Below are 19,291 nucleotides of genomic sequence, written 5' to 3'. Positions count from 1 at the left end.
CTCACCTCTGTCTAGGTTCCAGATTCAACTTAACTCCCCTCTCCCCCTGGGAGAGGGGCCGGGGGTGAGGGCTGGGAGAGGGGCTGGGGGTGGTCGCGTGAGCGGCGCGGAGCGCTTGGGCTGGGAGAGGGGCCGGGGGTGAGGGCTCCCCCTCCACAGGCCACAAAGCCTCTGGCGGCAAATGGATCCACACCGCCTGCCCGGGCGCAAACATCTGGTGGGGGTTCACCCACGCCTCTAGGTTGCCCCAGCCGGTTCGGAGCTGCAGCCGGCGCTGAGGGCCCGCAAAGCGCTCCGCCACCACCTGGGCCGGGAAAACATTCTCGGCCAACCCCGGCGGCTGGGGAAACACCTGCACCTGCTCCGGGCGCACCGTCAGCCGCACCTGACCTTGGAGGGGCACAGCGCTTTTTAAGAGGATCCCGGTGCTGAGGCGAAGTTGGTGACCTTCCCCCTGAGCATCGAGAAAATTGACCCCGCCAAAAAAGCGGGCAACCCGCTCGGAGCGCGGCCGCTGATAAAACTCCGCCGGGGATCCCACCTGGTGCAACTGCCCCGCAAACATCAGGCCAATGCGGTGGGCCATGGCCGTGGCTTCCACTTGGTCGTGGGTAACCAGCACCGTCGTCACACCCGTTTCCGCCTGCAGCTCCCGGATCAAGGCCTGCATCTCTTGGCGCAGGTTGGCATCCAAAGCCGATAAAGGCTCATCCAACAGCAGCAGCTTGGGCCGGATCACCAAGGCCCGCGCCAGGGCCACCCGCTGCGCCTGTCCGCCCGAAAGCTGACTGGGCCGGCGCTGAGCAAACCCGGCCAATTGTACCCGCTCCAACATGCGCAAGGCCGCTGCCTCTCGCTCTGCCCGGGGAACACCCCGCATCTTCAGGCCAAAAGCCACGTTTTCCCCCACGCTCAGGTGGGGAAACAGACGGCTGTGCTGGGAGAGCAAAGTCACGCCGCGCCGCTCTGGTGGCCGAGGGTTGAGCAGGATCCCGTCCAGCCAAATTTCTCCCGGATGGGGCCAGGGATCCGGCTCCAGCAGGCCGGCGATGAGATTGAGAGTGGTGGACTTACCACAGCCCGATGGGCCCAGCAGGGCGAAGATCTCCCCTGGCTCCACTGTCAAAGACAAGTCCCTCAGGGCAGGGATCCCTTGCTTGTGGAAGCGTTTGCTGAGATGGCGAAGAACAAGGTGGCCCATGCTCAGGTTACGCGGCTAGGGTTAGCCAATCCGTTCCGCTGTCAGTCGTATCCCAGATGCTCGACCCTCAAGCTGAGAAAAGCCTAGAACAAAAAGTATCGTTGCGCCATCGGCAGGACTTCTGCCGGCTCACAGGTGAGCAATTCTCCATCGGCCCGTACTTCATAGGTCTCCGGGTTGACCTCGATGTGAGGTGTGCTGCTGTTGAGTTTCAAATCCGCCTTGCCGATCTCGCGGCAATTCTTGACCGCTACGGCCCGGCGTTGGATCCCCAGTTTTTCTGGGATCCCCAGGTCTAGGGCAGCCTGGGAGACAAAGAGCAGGCTGGTCTCGCTCAGGGCGCGGCCAAAGCTGCCGAACATAGGCCGAGGGTACACCGGCTGCGGAGTTGGAATCGAGGCGTTGGGATCCCCCATTTGGGCATAGGCAATCAAGCCCCCCTTCAGGACGATCTCCGGCTTAACCCCAAAGAAAGCCGGCTTCCACAGGCACAGATCCGCCAGCTTGCCCACCTCTACCGAGCCGATGATGTGGCTGAGGCCCTGGGCAATGGCAGGGCAGATGGTGTACTTAGCTACGTAACGCTTGGCCCGAAAGTTGTCGTTGCGGCTGCTATCCTGCGGCAGAGGCCCCCGTTGCACTTTCATTTTGTGGGCGGTTTGCCAGGTGCGAATGATCACTTCTCCCACCCGGCCCATGGCCTGGGAGTCGGAAGAGATGATGCTGAGGGCCCCCATGTCGTGCAAGATGTCTTCGGCGGCAATGGTTTGGGGGCGAATGCGGCTTTCGGCAAAAGCAATGTCCTCTGGCACCTCTTTGCTCAGGTGATGGCACACCATCAGCATGTCCAGGTGCTCTTCGATGGTGTTGCGGGTAAAGGGACGGGTGGGATTGGTGGAGCTGGGCAGCACGTTGGGCTCGGAAGCAATGCGGATGATGTCGGGGGCGTGCCCACCTCCGGCCCCTTCAGTATGAAAGGTGTGAATGGTGCGGCCATTGATGGCGGCGATGGTATCTTCCACAAAGGCCGACTCATTTAAGGTATCGGTGTGGATCAGGGTCTGGATGTCGTATTCATCCGAAACCTGCAGACAGCTATCGATCACCGCCGGCGTCGATCCCCAGTCTTCGTGGATCTTCAGCCCGCAGGCCCCCGCTTCCACCTGCTCCCGCAGAGCTTCAGGAAACGCCGCGTTCCCCTTGCCAAAAAAGCCCAAGTTGACCGGAAACCCTTCCGCCGCCTGCAACATCTTCCCCAAGTTCCAGGCCCCCGGTGTGCAGGTGGTGGCGTTGCTGCCTGTGGCCGGCCCGGTTCCGCCACCCAAAAGGGTAGTCACTCCCGAAGCGATGGCAAACTCGCACAGTTGAGGACAAATGAAATGCACATGGGCGTCGATCCCGCCTGCCGTCAGGATCAAGTTTTCGCCGGCAATCACCTCGGTGCTGGGGCCAACCACCATGCCTGGTGTCACCCCCGTCTGGATGTTGGGGTTGCCGGCCTTGCCGATGCCGACAATGTAGCCGTCGCGAATGCCCACATCGGCTTTGACGATGCCCCACCAGTCCAAGATCAGGGCGTTGGTGATCACCAGATCCAGAGCCCCGTTGGCGCGGGTGGCCGTCGGCGATTGCCCCATGCCGTCGCGGATGGTCTTGCCGCCGCCGAACTTAATCTCCTCGCCGTAGGTGGTGAAATCCTGCTCCACCTCGATGATCAGCTCGGTATCCGCCAGACGCACTCGATCCCCTACTGTGGGGCCGTAGTTGCTGACGTACTGGCGACGGGGAATTTCCAGAGTCATAGAAGGACATCTGCGCAGGAAGCTGTCAGCTTTCTACCACATATCCCCGCCCAGAGGATCCCTTGCTGCCCGTTGCCCAGTTCCCAGCGTTCATTTCACCAGAGCAGATTGGGTTGGTGAAAATTCGTTACATATATTTACATCTACAATTGGAAAAACGATTGCCAATCGACGCCGACCCTGATCAGACAAGGGATCCCTCGTTTAATTATTGTGAAGCGACGGGGGGTTTACAAACCCTGACCTATAATGCCTGGTAAGTCCCGCCCTGGGGGGTTTCCTGACGATGGGCGGGAATGCTTCGTTCCTTGTCGCAAGAGAGGAGTTCTTGATGACAACTACACCCAAGGAGCGAGAGCCAAAGGTTAAGGTGACGGTTGATATCGATCCGGTTCCCACCTCATTTGAGAAATGGGCCAAGCCGGGACACTTCGATCGCAGCCTGGCGCGTGGCCCCAAGACCACGACCTGGATCTGGAACCTCCACGCTCTTGCTCATGACTTCGATAGTCACACCAGCGACCTAGAAGACGTCTCTCGCAAGATCTTTTCTGCGCACTTCGGCCACCTGGCGGTGGTCTTTGTCTGGCTGAGCGGCATGTACTACCACGGCGCTCAGTTCTCCAACTACTCCGCTTGGCTGGCGGATCCGATCAATATCAAGCCCAGCGCCCAAGTGGTGTGGCCCATCTTCGGCCAGGAGATCCTCAACGGCGATGTGGGCGGCGGCTTTGAAGGGATCCGCATCACGTCGGGCCTATTTCACCTCTGGCGGGCTGCCGGCATCACCAATGAGTTTCAACTCCTCTGCACCGCTATTGGTGGCTTGGTGATGGCTGGCCTCTGCCTGTTTGCCGGCTGGTTCCACTACCACAAGCGGGCTCCCAAGCTGGAGTGGTTCCAGAACGTGGAGTCGATGCTCAACCACCACCTGGCGGGCCTGCTGGGGCTGGGCTCTCTGGCCTGGGCCGGTCACCAAATTCATGTGGCCATCCCCATCAACAAGATGTTGGATGCGGGCGTGCCGGCGGCTCAGATCCCTCTGCCCCACGAGTTCATCCTCAAGCCGGCCCTGATGAAGGAGATGTTCCCCAGTGTGGATTGGGGCTTCTTCAGCGGGGTGGTGCCTTTCTTTACGTTGGACTGGGGCAAGTACGCGGAGTTCCTCACCTTCAAGGGGGGCTTGGATCCGCAAACCGGCGCCCTCTGGCTGACGGATCAGGCCCACCACCACCTGGCCATTGCCGTGCTGTTTATCGTGGCGGGCCACATGTACCGCACCAACTGGGGCATCGGCCACTCCATTAAAGAGATCCTGGAAGCCCACAAGGGCCCCTTCACCGGCGAAGGCCACAAGGGTCTCTACGAAGTGCTGACCAGCTCCTGGCATGCCCAACTGGCCATCAACCTGGCCATGGTGGGATCCCTGAGCATCATCGTGGCCCAGCACATGTACGCCATGAACCCCTACCCCTACATGGGCATCGACTACGCTACGCAGATCTCCCTCTTTACCCACCACATGTGGATAGGGGGGCTGTTCATTGTTGGCGGCGCTGCCCACGGGGCCATCTACATGGTGCGGGACTATGACCCGGCGGTGAACCGCAACAACGTGCTGGATCGGGTAATCCGCCACCGCGACGCCATCATCAGCCACCTGAACTGGGTGTGTCTGTTCCTGGGCTTCCACGCCTTCGGCTTCTACGTCCACAACGACACCATGCAGGCGCTGGGCCGTCCGCAGGACATGTTCTCGGACACCGGTATCCAACTGCAGCCCATTTTTGCCCAGTGGATTCAATCCCTGCACACCAACGCCATCGCCAGCACCGCTCCCTACGTGGGCGCTTCGGTAAGCCCCATCTTCGGCGGCGACGTGGTGGCCGTGGGCGGCAAGGTGTCCATGATGCCGATGGTGCTGGGCACGGCGGACTTCATGGTGCACCACATCCACGCCATGACCATCCACATCACGGTGTTGATCCTGCTCAAGGGGGTGCTCTTTGCCCGCTCTTCCCGACTGATCCCCGATAAGGCCAAGCTGGGCTTCCGCTTCCCCTGCGACGGGCCAGGCCGCGGCGGCACCTGCCAGGTCTCCGGCTGGGATCACGTCTTCCTGGGGCTGTTCTGGATGTACAACGCCATCTCGATTGTGATCTTCCACTTCAGTTGGAAGATGCAAAGCGACATCTGGGGCACCGTCAACCCGGACGGCACGATTGAGCACATCACGGGCGGCAACTTTGCAGCCAGCGCCGTCAACATCAACGGCTGGTTGCGGGACTTCCTGTGGGCGCAATCGGTGCAGGTGATCAACTCCTACGGCTCGGCGCTGTCGGCCTATGGGCTGCTCTTCTTGGGCGCCCACTTCGTCTGGGCCTTCAGCTTGATGTTCCTGTTCAGCGGCCGTGGCTACTGGCAGGAGCTGATTGAGTCGATCGTTTGGGCCCACAACAAACTAAAAGTCGCTCCGGCCATTCAACCCCGCGCCCTGAGCATCATCCAGGGTCGGGCGGTCGGTGTGGCCCACTACCTGCTGGGTGGGATCGTCACCACGTGGGCGTTCTTCCTGGCACGGTTTGCCGCACTCGGCTAAGGCAAGGAGGAAGAGAGAATCATGACAACTGCAACTCGTTTTCCGCAATTCAGCCAAGACCTGGCCAGTGATCCCACCACTCGACGTCTGTGGTATGGCATTGCCACCGCCCATGACTTCGAGACCCACGATGGCATGACGGAGGAGCGGCTTTACCAAAAGCTGTTTGCCACCCACTTCGGCCATCTGGCGATCATCTTCCTGTGGGCCTCGGGCAACGTCTTCCACATCGCCTGGCAAGGCAACTACGAGCAATGGGTGGCCAACCCCACCGGCGTCACCCCCATCGCCCACGCTATCTGGGATCCCCAGTTCGGCAAGGCGGCGGTGGAAGCCTTCACCCAACCTGGGGGCGGTGGCCCTGTCAACGCGGCCTACTCCGGCCTCTACTACTGGTTCAACACCATCGGCCTGCGCACCAACGGCGATCTCTACACCGGTGCCATCGGCCTGCTGTTGTTGGCGGCGGTGTTCCTGTTTGCCGGCTGGCTGCACCTGCAGCCCCGCTTCCGGCCCAGCCTGAGCTGGTTCAAGAACGCTGAAGCCCGCCTCAACCACCACCTGGCCGGCTTGTTCGGCGTCAGCTCGCTGGCCTGGACGGGCCACCTGGTGCACGTGGCCATCCCCGAGTCGCGCGGTCAGCACGTGGGCTGGGACAACTTCCTCACCACGCTGCCCCACCCGGCGGGCCTGAAGCCCTTCTTCACCCTCAACTGGGGGGTGTATGCCCAGAACCCAGATACGGCCAACCATGTCTGGGGCACGGCAGAAGGGGCGGGCACGGCCATCCTCACCTTCTTGGGCGGCTTTAACCCCAACACGCAGTCCCTGTGGCTGACGGACATGGCCCACCACCACCTGGCCATTGCGGTCATCTTCATCGTCGCCGGCCACATGTACCGCACCAACTGGGGTATCGGCCACAGCATCCGCGAGATCCTGGGCGCCCACAACCCGCCCAAGGGCACTCCCTTCGGGGGCCTGCTGGGCGAAGGGCACAAGGGCCTCTACGACACGGTCAACAACTCCCTGCACTTCCAGTTGGCGTTGGCGCTGGCCTGCTTGGGGGTGGTGACCTCGCTGGTGGCGCAGCACATGTACGCCCTCAACCCCTACGTGTTCATGTCCATGGATCACACCACGGAGGCGGCTCTCTACACCCATCACCAGTACATTGCTGGGTTCTTGATGGTGGGGGCTTTTGCCCATGGGGCCATCTTCCTGGTGCGGGACTACGATCCCGAAGCCAACAAGAACAACGTGCTGGCGCGGGTGCTGGATCACAAGGAGGCGATCATCTCCCACCTGAGCTGGGTATCGCTGTTCTTGGGCTTCCACACGCTGGGGCTGTACGTCCACAACGATGTCATGCAAGCCTTTGGCACGCCGGAGAAGCAGATCCTGATCGAGCCGGTGTTTGCTCAGTTCATTCAAGCTTCCCACGGCAAGATGATCTACGGCATGGACGTGCTGTTGTCCGATCCCAACAGCATTGCCTCTACGGCTTGGCCCAACTACGGCAACGTGTGGCTGCCCGGCTGGCTGCAAGCCATTAACGACCCCAACGGGTTCCTCTTCCTGCCCATTGGCCCTGGCGACTTCCTGGTGCACCACGCCATTGCTCTCGGCCTGCACACCACGACGTTGATCCTGGTCAAAGGGGCGTTGGATGCCCGCGGCTCTAAGCTGATGCCGGACAAAAAAGACTTCGGCTACAGCTTCCCCTGCGACGGGCCGGGTCGGGGCGGCACCTGCGACATCTCCGCCTGGGATGCCTTCTACCTGGCCATGTTCTGGATGCTGAACACCATTGGCTGGGTGACCTTCTACTGGCACTGGAAGCACCTGGGGATCTGGAGCGGCAACACCGCCCAGTTCAACGAGAACTCCACCTACCTGATGGGCTGGCTGCGGGATTATCTCTGGGCCAACTCGGCTCAGTTGATCAACGGCTACAACCCCTACGGAATGAATAACCTGGCGGTTTGGGCCTGGATGTTCCTGTTCGGCCACTTGGTCTGGGCGACTGGGTTCATGTTCTTGATCTCCTGGCGCGGCTACTGGCAAGAGCTGATCGAGACCCTGGTCTGGGCGCACGAGCGCACCCCCTTGGCCAAGCTGATCCGCTGGAAAGATAAGCCGGTGGCTATGTCGATTGTGCAGGGTCGGTTGGTGGGTCTGGCCCACTTCACGGTGGGTTACGTACTGACCTACGCGGCCTTTGTCATCGCCTCGACAGCCTCCCAGTCTGGCTAGCGAAGTTGAATAACTAACCACTAACTGGAAGGGATCCCTTGGCTAGGGGATCCCTTTTTTTGCGTCTTGGTAGAGGGGGAAGGCTTGTGGGGCACATTGGATCCTCATCTGCAATGTCGGTGACGGGATAGGGGTGTCTCTCATCAACCCCTCTTATAGCAAGCCGCGGTAGCGAATAAAAATTAAGATTGCCGCCCAGGATCCCAGCGCCACCTTGATCGCCACCAAAATATTGAGAATCGGGATCCAGCCACCGCTGAAAAGGGATCCCAGCTCGCCCTTGGGCAGCTCCCAACCGGCCAGGGCGATGACAGCCACGCCGATAAACGTCACCACCGACAGCTTCTCCCACATCGCGGCTTGCCACCGCTTGTAGATGGCCTCCATCCAGGTCGAAGAGGCGGTGATCGCCACCAAGCCAATTGCCGTTCCTCCCGCCACGCCGGCGGCAAACCCCCCACCCGGCGTCAGGTGACCCCGAATGGCCAGCTCCACCCCAATCAGGGCAGAAATGGTGGCTCCCACCCGCGCCAGCACGATCGAGGGAATGTCGGTAAATTGAGCTACATTGGCCGTCGGTCGCTCATCCGCCAGCAGGTATTGCGCGCCCAGAATTGCCGCGGAAAATACAACTACTTCGAAAACCGTGTCGTAAAGGCGGTTGCGCAAGATCAAACCTGTCACCGTATTGGGCACGCCGCTTTCTCCGGCTAGAGTCGATACAGGTTCAACAGCAGGCAAAACAGCTCCTGCATCGGCGACCACGAGCTGCAATGCTGCCAGCAGCACCGCCACCCCATACAACCACCTCATGGCAAGAAGACCTCAGAAAGCAGGGCTTGTTGCGCCAAGATGGCCTGCAGGCGGGGCACGCGCGTTACCAAGCGATACTCTGCCACCTCCTCATCGGGCTCAAGGGCAATGGTGTGCACCTCTCGGCTGTGAAGGGCAGCCAACAAGGCCTCTGAACTCCCATAGACGGCCAACTCCAAACGCATGTGGTACCGCTGTAGTGCTTGGCGCATCTGCTGTAACAACTGCTGTGCTGCTGAGGTACCGGCCTCCAACACAGGACTGCCTTCGAGAACGCCCAAGCGCATACTCAACGAGGAACGCACCGCGATGGCATAGAGCGTAATGGAAAGCATGGTGCCCACCAGCGCCTCGGTGAGCGCCACATCCGCCGCCCCAAACAAGGCATAGATCAGAGCAGCGATGGATCCCAGAATGCCGCGCATCACCAAGGCATGATAGGGATTGGTCTGGGTCACCACCAAGCCTGCCGTCAAGGGCAGCAGCAGGGCGATCACCAGCAACAAGGTCTCTTCCATCCTGTCCTCCTATAGGGACTTGCGCTGCGAGCAAAACGCCAGCACATAGCCCAAGATGGTGTTCCAAATGGCCAAGGAAATCAGCGCCAACACCAGCAGAGGCCACTCCCTTGGGATCCGCAGCAACAGCCCCAGTATGATGCTCATGGATCCCAGGGTGTCGGACACCGAAAGGCCGTGCAGCTTAAACAAAATCGAGCGATCCCCAAGGAGCGGCGCCGTTCCCCACAGCCAAAACAGCACCCCGATCCCAAACAGAAGATAGCTGAGAGCTTCCATTAAGATTTCCATATTCCCCAGACTAAGAATATCTTTAGAGCATTTCCAAGCGCTTGAGCACGTGGGCCAGCAGCATCAGGGCCGCGTTACCCACCGACAAAATCAAGACCCCCACGATCCCGATCATCCAGTCATCCCGCACCACGGATACCACCAAAACCAGGATGGCCGTCTTGGTGGATAAGCTGGCAAAAGCCAGCATCGTCTGCCAAATATCCTCCTTCAGCCAGGCGGCATACAGCGGCAGGCATAGGGTCAAAGTCAGCAGAAACAGCAGTAGGTTCACGCCTCCTCCCGTGGTTTGAGCAGATGCACTTCGTAGGTGCCTTGGGCATCGCAATTGAGCACAATGGTTTTGGGCGTAAAAGTAATCAAAAAGATATCGAGAAACACCAGCCCCGCCGAACGATTGGGGAGAGTTTGTTTGTATACAACCTCCTCTACGGTGTGGGGCCTGAGGATCATCTCAAAGGCCTCCCAGTAAGCTTTCGGAACGGCGAAAACAATCTCCTTGAGCACCCGTCCCCAATCCCGCCACCGCACCGGCGCAGAGGCCTGACGAGGCAGCAGCAGCGTCGCCGCCACCCCGATGGCCACATTGTCCCAGCTCAGATTGCCCGTCAGCAGGAACCAAATCAAAAGCCGCAGGCCAATTTCCAGTAAGCCCAACTCAGGGTAGCGTCCCATAATTCCACCCAGCTAACAAAACCCAAACCAACACCAACACCACACTCAAGCCGCCCACCACAGCCTCCAGCCCCTCATTCACCGACCTTCTCTGCCAAGGGATCCGCTCCCAAAACCAGCCCAGGGGGATCCCGGCACCCAAGCTGAGCAGTGCCTTAAGGAGATTATCGACGTCGTAGGCCGCCGGCAGCCAGCCCCAGAGCAAGCCGCCGCCCCAAAGGGCCAAGGCCGCCTGGTCTTGCCAACTGGAGGGGATGTTCCCGCTGATTTGAGAAGGAGACGACCGCAGCACTCGCACAGCCACACAGGTGGTGCCGATGGTAACCCCAACCAGCAGCCACTCGTGCCAGGGATCCAGAGCCGACAAGGTGAGGGCCTTGGCTGCATACCCCAAACTGCCGGGCACCCCTGCCAGAGAGGCCGCCCCCAAGATCAACATCGGCCAGCGCCAGCGACTCGTTATCGCCGTCCCCACAAACAACAGAGGCTTTGCCAACCCATGGGCCAGGCCGTACAAACCTGCCCACTGAGGGGCGGCAATTACAAATCCCATCTGCGAGACCGAGCTCCAGGCCAAAAGGCGCTGGGGCGTGCTGGCCATCAAAGCCAGGAGGATCCCAAAAACGGCTGAGCCGGCGCTCAAGTAGGACAACCCCTGGGCCAAGGCCGGCGAAGCCTCGCTGCAGTGCACCAAGGCCATGGCACCTGCTTTGGTCGTAAAGCCGCTGAGCACCGCCGCGATAACGGGATCCGCGGTGATGTAGGTGAGGGGCAGCCACAGGCCGGCGACGAAGACCGCCCCCTTGGCCAAAAGACCCACGGCAATCAGCGCCAAAGCCGTGGGGGCGGCCATGGCCAAGCTGCTCATCGCCAGGGATCCGGTGCGCACGTAGACCAGGATTGCGCCCATCAAGTAGAAGAGCATGGCCACATTGCTCATGAACAGGTAGCGCAGCCCCACCCAAAGCTGGCGGTCGCGATGATCCCCTGCCGTCGGCTGGGACTCAGCCCGGCGCCCGTAGGTGAGCAGCAAAAACACACCAATGCTGAGCACCTCTAGGGCAACATAGACACTGATCAGGTCGGCGCTGATGACGACGGCGTTGGCGCTGCCGTGGACGATCAGCAACTGCATGGCCAGAAAGCGGCTGCCCACAAAGCGCCGATCCAGATACAGCGCCACCCCCAGCGTTATCAGTCCATGGGCCAAGAGCATGGCTGCTGCGTTGGCGTCGATCCGCAGCGTCACCCCGAAGTGATCCAGCAACTGAAGCTCTAACGGCGCCGCAGTTGTTCCCGGCAACCCCCCCTGGTACACTGCATAGGCCACCGTCAGCGCGGCCATCCCCACCAAGCTGGGACGGGTCAAGGCGGGCATCAAGTAGGTGGCAAAGGCAAACAAAAAGGGTAGCGCCACCCAGACCAGCGTCAGCTCAGTCATCGGTAAAAGTGCTCCGTCCCGCTGACGCGACCGCCTGTTCGATGCTCTCCACTTCGAGGGTGGGATGGTTGCGGGACAACTTCATCACCCCCACCAACATCAGGGCTTGTACCGACAGACCGATGACGATGGCCGTGAGGATGATCCCCTGAGGTACGGGGTCGGCATAGTCCAGCTCGCGCCAGGGCTTGTAGATAGGGGTGAACACACCGCTGCGGGCGGCCCAGATCACGAAGAAGGCGATGACCCCGGTGCTCATGACATCCATGGCCAGGATCTTCATAATGAGATTGCGCTTGACCACGACTCCCCAAAAGCCAAGGAAGATCGTGAGGGTGATGGCGGCATTTAACATGGGCACCTCGCTTGCTGCGCTCGAGCCATCCGGTTGCTAAGTCGTTCATTTCGTCCCGCTTACGCGATCAGTATCCAGCTTCCGCGGTCGCAGCAGCTAGAGGGCCGGTGCCAGACAGTCTGTGGCAGGTTGCAACCCTGCCGGGATCTCAATCTCCCCAACAAGGCCGGATCCCGAAGTCGAAAGAGTTGCAGATCCAGGTAGGCAGCTTGAGCCAACTGCCGGTCAGCTCTGGGGCTTGGTGGGATCCTGGTCATACACCTCTCATAGCAAAGTCAGAATCAATGGGGGCTGCTCGCAGTTTAGGCTGTTTTTACTTATGCTAGTGGGACGAAGTTCTGGGTTCTGCAGCAGCAGCTCCCTTGTGAGCGACAGGTCGTCGAGACCCTCCCCGCCGGAAAAGCCTCCACCCTCGCTCAGTCCTGCCCCTGGATGCGGATACGGTTGGAGCTGCTGCCGGAAGCATCGTTAATTTGCGTTAGAACTATACTACAGTCGGCTATCATGGAGCCGAGACTTTCCTCTGGGGGTGAGTCCCCTTCAGCGATCTTCAACTATGCCCACTCCTGTCGACCCTGCCCTGCCTGACGTTCCGGAAAGCGAGGTTCGCAAGCCTGAAGACTCCTCCGTCCCGTCGACGCGAACAATTCTGGCGGCCCGTGAGCCTTTTTTGGGGGTGGTGCGGGATCTGGTGCGGGCCTACCAAGCCTTTGAAAATTATGCCGGGGTTCACATTCGGCAAATGGGGCTGACCGCCCCCCAATTTGATGTGTTGGTGACCCTCGGCAACACTCCCGGCATGACCATGAATGTCTTGGCCCAAAAAACCCTGGTTACCAAAGGGACACTGACCGGCATTGTGGATCGTCTGGAACAGAAGGGGCTGGTGCGCCGGCAAGTGCCGCCAGAGAACCGCCGCTGCTTCAGGGTCGTGCTGACAGAGGCGGGGGAGAAACTGTTTGAGGAAATTTTTCCGGCCCACATCGCCTACTTGAAAGAGCGCTTCCAAAAGTTGGATCCCTCCGAGCTGGCGGAGATCCAGGCCTGTCTCAAAAAGCTGCACGCTATTTTCTAGGATGCACCCTTAGATTTTCTCTTAATTGAGCCGGTTGACCAGAGACTCCCCGAGCCGGGTCTCTAGCCTTGTTCAAATGGCTGTCCCAGGGCTGCCGGCGGAGTGGCTCGCGCCGCCTGCTGAATCCAGCGCCGCAGCCGAGGTGGGATCCCGCGCAGACCGTACTCCCACCATTCCCCGGAGGTGAACACCAACACCAAAATCATCAACACAAAGGGAGCCACCGTAAAAACTTGGGCAGGCACGGCGCGGATGGTGGTCTGGGCAACCCCGGCAAAGGACTGCAAAATGCCGAACAGGTAGGCCCCCAAGGGGTTCCAGCCGCCGAAGATGACGATGGCCAAAGCAATCCAGCCGTAACCTGCTGTGTGTCGGTGGCTCCAGCCGGCCTTGAAATCCAGCGAAAAAGCGGCTCCTGCCAAGCCCAGTAGGGATCCTGTAGACATAGCGCCAGAAAATGACATCGGTGCCACGGGCAAAGGCTGCTGCCGGCTGTTCTCCCATGGCCCGCAGCATCAGGCCAGGCCGGGTGCGATAAAACTAAAGAACCAAGTTCCCCCAATCAGCGCATAGCTGGCATACAGCAGCAGATCCCTTCGGAACAGAAGTGGCCCCAGCAGCGGCAGCCCAAAAGCCCAACACCAGGCTTCCCGTCAGCTTGGCCACGGCGAACCCAACCATGGCAGCCAGCATGATCGTCCCCTCTGCGGAGAGATTGATCACCCCTGCTCGCTCGGTGATGGTTTCTCCTACACTGGCGAAGACCAACGGTGTAGCGGTGGCAATGGCAGTAGAGAGAATGGCGACCAGTTGAGCAGCGTTCATTGCCTCACCCCAACACCCAAAGCATCCAGACCACCCCTAAGGTGACAGCGCCAAACAGGGCATAGCTGATCTGGCGCAGCGGCTTCAGTTGCATGGCATGCAAAGCTTTGAGCCAGTCCAGCCCCAAAGATTCCACAAAGCGATCCAACACCACTTGCATGGGGTAGGCGTAAACCGATCCCTGCTCCTTGAAGTTCACCAACACGATCAGCAGCGTGGCGTAGCCCCAGAGACCGCCCCAGAGCACAGCGCTCAACCCGATTAAAATTGGCTCGAGCATCGACCGAAAAACATGGATTGAGCCCGCTTGGGATGCCTGCCCATTGCCGACCGCCTGCTCTTCCACCTCGATGGCTCGGCTTTCACGCACCCATCGAGTCCTAAGGTGGTGCAGAAAATCTCCCCGGCTGTTCGCGATGCGGGCGCGTTGCCGCACCACCTTAGCTTTTTCTTGGTCTTTCAGAGCCTTTTTGTTTGCAGCTCAAGGACTTGTAAACTACCCAACTCCGACCGCTAGGCGGTAGGGAGCGGGGCTCCTGCGGCTTTTAGCTAAAGGTGGCGGGTATCTGGAGCTCCTCCCCCCGCTGCTCAGGAGAAACAAGCTGGTCAACCCAACATCTACCAGCGGCAGCGCCTCAACCGTGGGGTCAGCCACCCGTAGGGAGATAAACCGCTAGAACACTTGGCCACGGTAAACCCGCTGCAGAGCCGGGGTGACCGAATAGCGATCGATATCGGCCAGGCTCAACTTCAAGCGCAATGTATTGAGCAGTCTCCAGTAGGGAGGCACAAAAGCTTTTTCAGTGAGAAGTTGGCCGGCAGGAGAGGGATCCCCGCAGCGGGCAACCGTCTCCACAGGGCAGCCGCGGTAGCGGAGCGGACGAGCTTCAAGACGAGCCGAGTGCAGATCCCGTCCAGGCTCCACCGTCAGGCCGCGAAACTGGATTGCCCCTGGACGAGATGCTTGCCGGTAGCGCAGATAACGGGCCCAAAGCTGGGCCAGCCCCTCCGGCAAAGCTTCGGGCCGAACATGGTAGCGCTCCGGCAACAGGCGGTCGTTGAAAAAGCCGATGAGACCAGACCAAGCTTGCCAGAGGAAAGCTCCCACAAGGCGGGCAACAGGAAAGGAGGAAATCTTCATGGTCGAAGCCGAAAAAAGACTTAAAGAACCCAAAAGACCGGTGATGGAGAAAGGAATTGCCAGCGATTATACCAGCCCGGATGAAGGAGGATGCTCACCGTGAACACTTGCCCACTCAATAATTATTTGTTCTGCTCACTCGAAAGCTGAGGCCGGCTTGCGGTCGAGCGTGTTGAGTCGCCAAAATCCATCGACTACAATAGGCCCAAAGCTCGGGTGTCGCTTTCTTCTTCCCATCTAGGGATTCCGAGAGCGCACCGACCGGCAAACTTGCTTCAATGGCCACTGCACTAAGGGGATCGACGGATTATGACCTGGCGCGGCAACATCACTCCCATCGATCGGCTCTGGGGATCCCTTCCCTACCTTTTGCCGTTGGTAGCGGCTCTGCCCTTCGGCTTTGTGCCCTCTGGCTTGTTTCAATCTCTGCCAGGTTTGATCCCCATTTTTAGTCCGCTGCTGCGTTTGCTGCCTCTGGCCACGGGCTGGCTGGGCATGGGGCTGTTTTTTGCCCTACTCTTTTTCGTAATCCGCAACGGCCGCGTCGCCCATTTTGTTCGCTTCAACACGATGCAGGCGCTGCTGCTCAACATTGCCCTGTTTTTGGTGCAAGTGTTGATGCAGGTGTTCGCTATGCTCTTTGGCAGCCTTGGTTTGGCAGCGCTTGTTAGCATTTTGGCCACCACTGCCCTGCTTGGGGTAATCGCTGTCACCCTTTATGCTTGGGTGCAGAACGTGCGCGGTCACTATGCCGAGGTGCCGGTGCTCTCCGATGCCGCCTATGCTTGGATTCGCTACTAACAGTTCTCAAGTTGAGGGCTTGGTTGCTGATTTGACGACTTCACTGGAGCCTGAGCCGGCTGTTGCAGCTTTCAAGGATTGCAGGAGGCTGGGGTGGCCGTCGGATTTGACCTCTGATGTTGGCCCAACCCTCACCCACCTGGACGCTTCCGGTCGGGTACAGAGGGTGGAAGTGGGACACAAGCCCCTGGCTGCCCGTTTGGCCACTGCCCAAGGGCAGGTACGCATGTCAGAAAGGACTTTAGAGGTCATTTTGGCCGGTCAAGGGCCCAAAGGGAATGTGGTGGAAGCGGCTCGGCTGGCCGGGATCATGGCCGCCAAGCGCACCCCCGATCTGATCCCGCTGTGTCATCCTCTCCCCTTGACCAGCATCACCACCGGAGTAGAGATGGAGGCTTTGACGGCGGTTGCAGTGGCTGCCCTAACCCTGTACGACATGGCCAAGGCCTTGGAAAAGGCGATGGTGATCGAGAATATCCGCCTGTTGCGCAAGTATGGGGGAAGTTCCGGGCCTTCTGGGTTTGATCAGAATAGCCTGTCCCAGTGAGATGTTGAAGAGGTTGCACCAACCGGGAGGGCTTATCGGGATCGCGCTGCTGGCCGGGGTGCTGGCACTGCTCTGGCCAATGCTGCAGCGGGGCTACCCCATCACCCATTCCACCCACTTCAATCTCAATTGGGCCTTCCAGTATCAGCGCCAGTTTTTCGGCGGGCAGTTTTACCCCCGCTGGCTGGAGTATTCCAACTTTGGCTATGGCAACCCCACCTTTGCCTTCTATCCGCCCCTGTGTATGGTGGCCACCTTGCCCTTTCGAGCCCTGGGGCTGGACATGCTCGGCTCTCTGGTGGCCAGCATGGGCCTAGCGATGGCGGTCTTGGGTCTGGGGCTGTACCTTCTGCTGCGGCAGGTGCTTCCTTGGGCTTTGGCGTTGGTCTTGGCCCTGCTGAGCATGGCCGGCCCCTATTGGCTGGTGGATATCTACCAAAGGGGAGCCATAGGGGAAGTGTGGGCCATTGCCGTCTCCCCCTGGGTTTTCTGGGCCTCGCTGCAGACGATCTGCCGGTTGCAGGCCCTTTGGCCGGTTGCGGCTTTAGCCCTGAGCTACGGCCTGCTGGCGCTGTCCCACCTGCCCACCTTGCTGGTGTTGACCCTGATTTGGCTGCCTCTGCCTTGGGTGTTGGGGGGAAGGGATCCCTTCTGGCCCAGGGTGGGGCGCTGCTACCTGGGGTTTGGGCTGGGGCTGGGGTGGACGGCGTTTTATCTGCTGCCGGCCTTCTGGGATCAGCGGCATGTCCAGGTGGATTTTGTCAACTTTACCGAGGAGTATACGCCCCACCATCGCCTGATGGTGAGCGGGCTCATGCAGCTGCAGCCGCGCTGGACAGAGCACTGGTTTGAGAGCAACCTGGTGGGGTACTGGGTTTGGATGGCGGCGGTTCTGGGAGGGGTTGGGATCCTGGTTTTTTGGCTGGCCCGCCGGTCGGGGAGGAGTTTCTCCTGCCAGGAAAGTGGTGCTGCCGAATCTCTTGCCAGAGCCACCCTGCTCTACAGCTTGGGAGCCAGCCTGGTGGCGCTGCTGATGATGACGGATCTGCTGGCTTGGCTCTACGAGTGGGTTTTGCCCCTGCGGCGGATTCAGTTCTCCTGGCGCTGGATGGCGGTGACGGCGGTAACCGTGCCTTGGCTAGTGGGATCTCTAGCTGGGTGGGGATGGGGGCACAAGCGCTGGCGGCTCCCTTTGCTGGTGGGGCTCGGCCTGGCCATGGCAGTCCAAACCTGGCAGGGCTTGCAACTGGTGTCCAAAGCCGGCTTTGATCCGCCGCTTGTCCAAACTTTTCAAGAACTCGCTGCAGCCAAGCAGTTCCCCAACGAGCCCCAAGAGCGGCCGGGCATTGCTTTCTTGCACATGCACTGGCGCTTTCCCGATGGGCTGGCGCTGGTGGATGCGCTGGAATACCGGCCCCGCCAGGCGACGCTGCCCATGCCGCCCCCACAGGTGGATCCGCTGCTGCAGTGGCAAGGCGAGGTAGAGGATCCGGCGGCGCGGCTCCAGGTGGAAGAGTGGCGCTACGGCTACCGTCGCTTTCGGGCGCTTAACCCCACCGGTCAGGAGCAAGCTGTAGTCTTGCGCACGTTTTACTACCCCGCCTGGCGGGTACAAATTGATGGACGGTTCAGAGCTGCTGAATACAACGGGCCAGGGCTGTTGCAAGTGCGGATCCCGCCGGGGGAGCACCGCGTGGAGGTGCGCTACTTGGGCACGGCGGCGGACTGGCTGGGCTGGATCCTGACCGGCGTGGCAGGAGTGCTGCTGGTGGAGCTGCGGCGGCTGCTCCGTCTGTTGGGGTTGAGGACAACAGAGGAGGCAACACCATGTTGAGTCGCGTGGCCGATTCCATCTACTGGCTCAACCGCTACGTGGAGCGGGCCGAGAACATTGCCCGTTTTATCGATGTCAACCTAAACCTCATCCTCGACTCACCTAGTGGCACAGCTCAGCAATGGGATCCCATCATCTCCACCACTGGGGATCAGGAGCTGTTTTACCAGCGCTACGGCCAGGCGACCCAGGAAACGGTGATCCAGTTTCTGGCTTTTGATAGGGATTATCCCAACTCGATTTTTTCCTGCTTGCGGCTGGCACGGGAAAATGCCCGCTCTGTGCGGGAGATCATTTCTTCGGAAATGTGGGAGCGGGTGAATCGCTTCTACTTAATGGTGAAGGAAGCTGCTCAACAGTGGCCGCATCTGAGCCAGCTCCACGATTTCTTCACGGAAGTCAAGCTGGCCAGCCATCTCTTTGCTGGGGTGATGGATGCCACCATGACCCACGGGGAGGGGTGGCACTTTGGACAAATCGGCCGCCTTTTGGAACGGGCCGACAAAACGGCTCGCATTCTGGATGTTAAGTATTTTATTTTGCTGCCTTCTGTACAGGATGTGGGCACGCCCCTGGATGAATTGCAGTGGATTGCTCTCCTAAAGTCGGCCAGCGCTTATGAAATGTATCGAAAATACAGCCGCCAACACCGCATTAACCCTAGAGAGGTGGCCTCTTTCCTGATTTTGGATCGGCAATTTCCCCGCTCCATTCAGTTTTGTCTCATTCACGCCGATCGCTCCCTACACCAGATTACTGGAACCCCTGCTGATACTTGGCGGGATCCCAGTGAGCGGGCTTTGGGACGGCTGCGCTCTGAGCTGGATTATCTCACCATTGACGATATTATGGAGCAGGGCTTACACGAATTTCTCGACAAGTTGCAATTGCAAATGAATTACGTTGGCGATTGCATCTACGAAAGTTTCTTTGCCATTCGCCCTTTGCAGACGGCTGACCCCCCTCTGCTCCTGCAGCGCCAAGCTTAGCCGAAACCCCTCACCCCCAGCCCCTCTCCCAAAGGGATGACCCTCACCCCCGGCCCCTCTCCCAAAGAGATAGCCCTCACCCCCGGCCCCTCTCCCAAAGAGATAGCCCTCACCCCCGGCCCCTCTCC

20 protein-coding genes are annotated in these 19,291 nt (G+C 59.9%); 7 read left to right on the top strand and 13 right to left on the bottom strand.

Translation table 11 applies throughout. From position 1 onward, the window contains the following. Position 1: 1 nt before the first annotated feature. Positions 2 to 1,201: an ABC transporter ATP-binding protein gene (locus tag NW826_RS09955; protein ID WP_414510042.1), complete on the bottom strand. Its 1,200-nt coding sequence runs from the start codon at positions 1,199 to 1,201 to the stop codon at positions 2 to 4. An 83-nt stretch (positions 1,202 to 1,284) separates the two neighbouring features. Beyond that, positions 1,285 to 3,003 (bottom strand): urease subunit alpha, encoded by a 1,719-nt coding sequence (gene ureC, locus NW826_RS09950; protein WP_414335744.1) that lies wholly within the window; start codon positions 3,001 to 3,003, stop codon positions 1,285 to 1,287. 331 nt (positions 3,004 to 3,334) lie between these two features. Here ureC and psaA point away from each other — a divergent pair, with 331 nt between their 5' ends. Both psaA and psaB read left to right on the top strand, forming a co-directional pair. After that, positions 3,335 to 5,602, top strand: coding sequence for a photosystem I core protein PsaA (gene psaA, locus NW826_RS09945; protein ID WP_414510041.1), 2,268 nt, complete (start codon positions 3,335 to 3,337; stop codon positions 5,600 to 5,602). Between the two features lie 21 nt (positions 5,603 to 5,623). Beyond that, on the top strand, positions 5,624 to 7,858 hold the full coding sequence (gene psaB / locus NW826_RS09940) for a photosystem I core protein PsaB (RefSeq protein WP_414510040.1): 2,235 nt from the start codon (positions 5,624 to 5,626) through the stop codon (positions 7,856 to 7,858). Between the two features lie 153 nt (positions 7,859 to 8,011). Here the strand turns inward: psaB and NW826_RS09935 are convergent, their stop codons facing one another. From NW826_RS09935 to NW826_RS09905, 7 genes are read right to left on the bottom strand one after another with little or no spacing between them, the layout of a single operon-like run. Continuing rightward, complete coding sequence (locus NW826_RS09935) at positions 8,012 to 8,671, bottom strand: Na(+)/H(+) antiporter subunit B (protein WP_414336986.1); 660 nt, start codon at positions 8,669 to 8,671, stop codon at positions 8,012 to 8,014. Continuing rightward, positions 8,668 to 9,189, bottom strand: a complete 522-nt coding sequence (locus tag NW826_RS09930; RefSeq protein WP_414335433.1) for a DUF4040 domain-containing protein — start codon at positions 9,187 to 9,189, stop codon at positions 8,668 to 8,670. Before NW826_RS09930 ends, NW826_RS09935 begins: the two co-directional genes overlap by 4 nt. A 9-nt stretch (positions 9,190 to 9,198) precedes the next feature. After that, positions 9,199 to 9,480 (bottom strand): monovalent cation/H(+) antiporter subunit G, encoded by a 282-nt coding sequence (locus NW826_RS09925; RefSeq protein WP_414335431.1) that lies wholly within the window; start codon positions 9,478 to 9,480, stop codon positions 9,199 to 9,201. 22 nt (positions 9,481 to 9,502) lie between these two features. Beyond that, positions 9,503 to 9,754 (bottom strand): hypothetical protein, encoded by a 252-nt coding sequence (locus NW826_RS09920; RefSeq protein WP_011430584.1) that lies wholly within the window; start codon positions 9,752 to 9,754, stop codon positions 9,503 to 9,505. Further along, positions 9,751 to 10,155: a Na+/H+ antiporter subunit E gene (locus NW826_RS09915; RefSeq protein WP_414335429.1), complete on the bottom strand. Its 405-nt coding sequence runs from the start codon at positions 10,153 to 10,155 to the stop codon at positions 9,751 to 9,753. Before NW826_RS09915 ends, NW826_RS09920 begins: the two co-directional genes overlap by 4 nt. Beyond that, positions 10,139 to 11,596: a cation:proton antiporter gene (locus NW826_RS09910; RefSeq protein ID WP_414510039.1), complete on the bottom strand. Its 1,458-nt coding sequence runs from the start codon at positions 11,594 to 11,596 to the stop codon at positions 10,139 to 10,141. Before NW826_RS09910 ends, NW826_RS09915 begins: the two co-directional genes overlap by 17 nt. Then, positions 11,589 to 11,951, bottom strand: coding sequence for a cation:proton antiporter subunit C (locus tag NW826_RS09905; RefSeq protein ID WP_414335437.1), 363 nt, complete (start codon positions 11,949 to 11,951; stop codon positions 11,589 to 11,591). The genes NW826_RS09910 and NW826_RS09905 overlap by 8 nt, the downstream gene beginning before the upstream one ends. Positions 11,952 to 12,507: 556 nt before the next feature. Between NW826_RS09905 and NW826_RS09900 the strand changes: the two genes are divergently transcribed. Next, on the top strand, positions 12,508 to 13,026 hold the full coding sequence (locus NW826_RS09900; RefSeq protein WP_414335425.1) for a MarR family winged helix-turn-helix transcriptional regulator: 519 nt from the start codon (positions 12,508 to 12,510) through the stop codon (positions 13,024 to 13,026). Between the two features lie 62 nt (positions 13,027 to 13,088). Here NW826_RS09900 and NW826_RS09895 read toward each other — a convergent pair whose 3' ends face one another. The 4 genes from NW826_RS09895 to NW826_RS09880 all read right to left on the bottom strand — a co-directional run bounded on the left by NW826_RS09895 (position 13,089) and on the right by NW826_RS09880 (position 14,992). Beyond that, positions 13,089 to 13,472: an ABC transporter permease subunit gene (locus NW826_RS09895; protein ID WP_414510038.1), complete on the bottom strand. Its 384-nt coding sequence runs from the start codon at positions 13,470 to 13,472 to the stop codon at positions 13,089 to 13,091. Between the two features lie 94 nt (positions 13,473 to 13,566). After that, positions 13,567 to 13,851, bottom strand: a complete 285-nt coding sequence (locus tag NW826_RS09890; protein ID WP_414510037.1) for an ABC transporter permease subunit — start codon at positions 13,849 to 13,851, stop codon at positions 13,567 to 13,569. A gap of 4 nt (positions 13,852 to 13,855) precedes the next feature. Beyond that, entirely contained in the window at positions 13,856 to 14,290 is a 435-nt protein-coding gene (locus NW826_RS09885) for a hypothetical protein (RefSeq protein WP_414335422.1), read from the bottom strand. 234 nt (positions 14,291 to 14,524) lie between these two features. After that, positions 14,525 to 14,992 carry a hypothetical protein gene (locus tag NW826_RS09880; protein WP_414510036.1) on the bottom strand — a complete coding sequence of 156 codons (468 nt, stop codon included), beginning with the start codon at positions 14,990 to 14,992 and terminating at the stop codon, positions 14,525 to 14,527. Between the two features lie 309 nt (positions 14,993 to 15,301). On the opposite strand from NW826_RS09880, the gene NW826_RS09875 reads away from it, so the two are divergent. From NW826_RS09875 to NW826_RS09860, 4 genes are all read left to right on the top strand, one after another. Beyond that, positions 15,302 to 15,793 carry a Tic20 family protein gene (locus tag NW826_RS09875; protein ID WP_414510035.1) on the top strand — a complete coding sequence of 164 codons (492 nt, stop codon included), beginning with the start codon at positions 15,302 to 15,304 and terminating at the stop codon, positions 15,791 to 15,793. 106 nt (positions 15,794 to 15,899) lie between these two features. Continuing rightward, positions 15,900 to 16,340 carry a cyclic pyranopterin monophosphate synthase gene (locus NW826_RS09870; RefSeq protein ID WP_414510034.1) on the top strand — a complete coding sequence of 147 codons (441 nt, stop codon included), beginning with the start codon at positions 15,900 to 15,902 and terminating at the stop codon, positions 16,338 to 16,340. Position 16,341: 1 nt separating this feature from the next. Further along, complete coding sequence (locus NW826_RS09865) at positions 16,342 to 18,174, top strand: hypothetical protein (RefSeq protein WP_414510033.1); 1,833 nt, start codon at positions 16,342 to 16,344, stop codon at positions 18,172 to 18,174. Further along, the gene (locus tag NW826_RS09860) at positions 18,168 to 19,163 is read left to right on the top strand and encodes an alpha-E domain-containing protein (protein WP_414335413.1); all 996 of its coding nucleotides are present in this window, start codon (positions 18,168 to 18,170) and stop codon (positions 19,161 to 19,163) included. The genes NW826_RS09865 and NW826_RS09860 overlap by 7 nt, the downstream gene beginning before the upstream one ends. The last annotated feature ends 128 nt before the right edge of the window (positions 19,164 to 19,291 follow it).

This window comes from Synechococcus sp. OH20 (assembly GCF_047502685.1).
Taxonomy (GTDB): Bacteria; Cyanobacteriota; Cyanobacteriia; order Thermostichales; family Thermostichaceae; genus Thermostichus.
Note: the sequence above shows the minus strand (reverse complement) of the source record. Positions and strands in the feature narration are given on the sequence as shown.

Coding starts and splice junctions, on each gene's coding strand:
- NW826_RS09890 (WP_414510037.1), bottom strand. CDS start 13,851: ATGAACGCTGCTCAACTGGTCGCCATTCTCTCTACTGCCATTGCCACC.
- NW826_RS09935 (WP_414336986.1), bottom strand. CDS start 8,671: ATGAGGTGGTTGTATGGGGTGGCGGTGCTGCTGGCAGCATTGCAGCTC.
- NW826_RS09880 (WP_414510036.1), bottom strand. CDS start 14,992: ATGAAGATTTCCTCCTTTCCTGTTGCCCGCCTTGTGGGAGCTTTCCTC.
- NW826_RS09930 (WP_414335433.1), bottom strand. CDS start 9,189: ATGGAAGAGACCTTGTTGCTGGTGATCGCCCTGCTGCTGCCCTTGACG.
- NW826_RS09860 (WP_414335413.1), top strand. CDS start 18,168: ATGTTGAGTCGCGTGGCCGATTCCATCTACTGGCTCAACCGCTACGTG.
- NW826_RS09865 (WP_414510033.1), top strand. CDS start 16,342: ATGTTGAAGAGGTTGCACCAACCGGGAGGGCTTATCGGGATCGCGCTG.
- NW826_RS09900 (WP_414335425.1), top strand. CDS start 12,508: ATGCCCACTCCTGTCGACCCTGCCCTGCCTGACGTTCCGGAAAGCGAG.
- psaB (WP_414510040.1), top strand. CDS start 5,624: ATGACAACTGCAACTCGTTTTCCGCAATTCAGCCAAGACCTGGCCAGT.
- NW826_RS09915 (WP_414335429.1), bottom strand. CDS start 10,155: ATGGGACGCTACCCTGAGTTGGGCTTACTGGAAATTGGCCTGCGGCTT.
- NW826_RS09910 (WP_414510039.1), bottom strand. CDS start 11,596: ATGACTGAGCTGACGCTGGTCTGGGTGGCGCTACCCTTTTTGTTTGCC.
- NW826_RS09875 (WP_414510035.1), top strand. CDS start 15,302: ATGACCTGGCGCGGCAACATCACTCCCATCGATCGGCTCTGGGGATCC.
- psaA (WP_414510041.1), top strand. CDS start 3,335: ATGACAACTACACCCAAGGAGCGAGAGCCAAAGGTTAAGGTGACGGTT.
- NW826_RS09925 (WP_414335431.1), bottom strand. CDS start 9,480: ATGGAAATCTTAATGGAAGCTCTCAGCTATCTTCTGTTTGGGATCGGG.
- NW826_RS09895 (WP_414510038.1), bottom strand. CDS start 13,472: ATGTCTACAGGATCCCTACTGGGCTTGGCAGGAGCCGCTTTTTCGCTG.
- ureC (WP_414335744.1), bottom strand. CDS start 3,003: ATGACTCTGGAAATTCCCCGTCGCCAGTACGTCAGCAACTACGGCCCC.
- NW826_RS09905 (WP_414335437.1), bottom strand. CDS start 11,951: ATGTTAAATGCCGCCATCACCCTCACGATCTTCCTTGGCTTTTGGGGA.
- NW826_RS09955 (WP_414510042.1), bottom strand. CDS start 1,201: ATGGGCCACCTTGTTCTTCGCCATCTCAGCAAACGCTTCCACAAGCAA.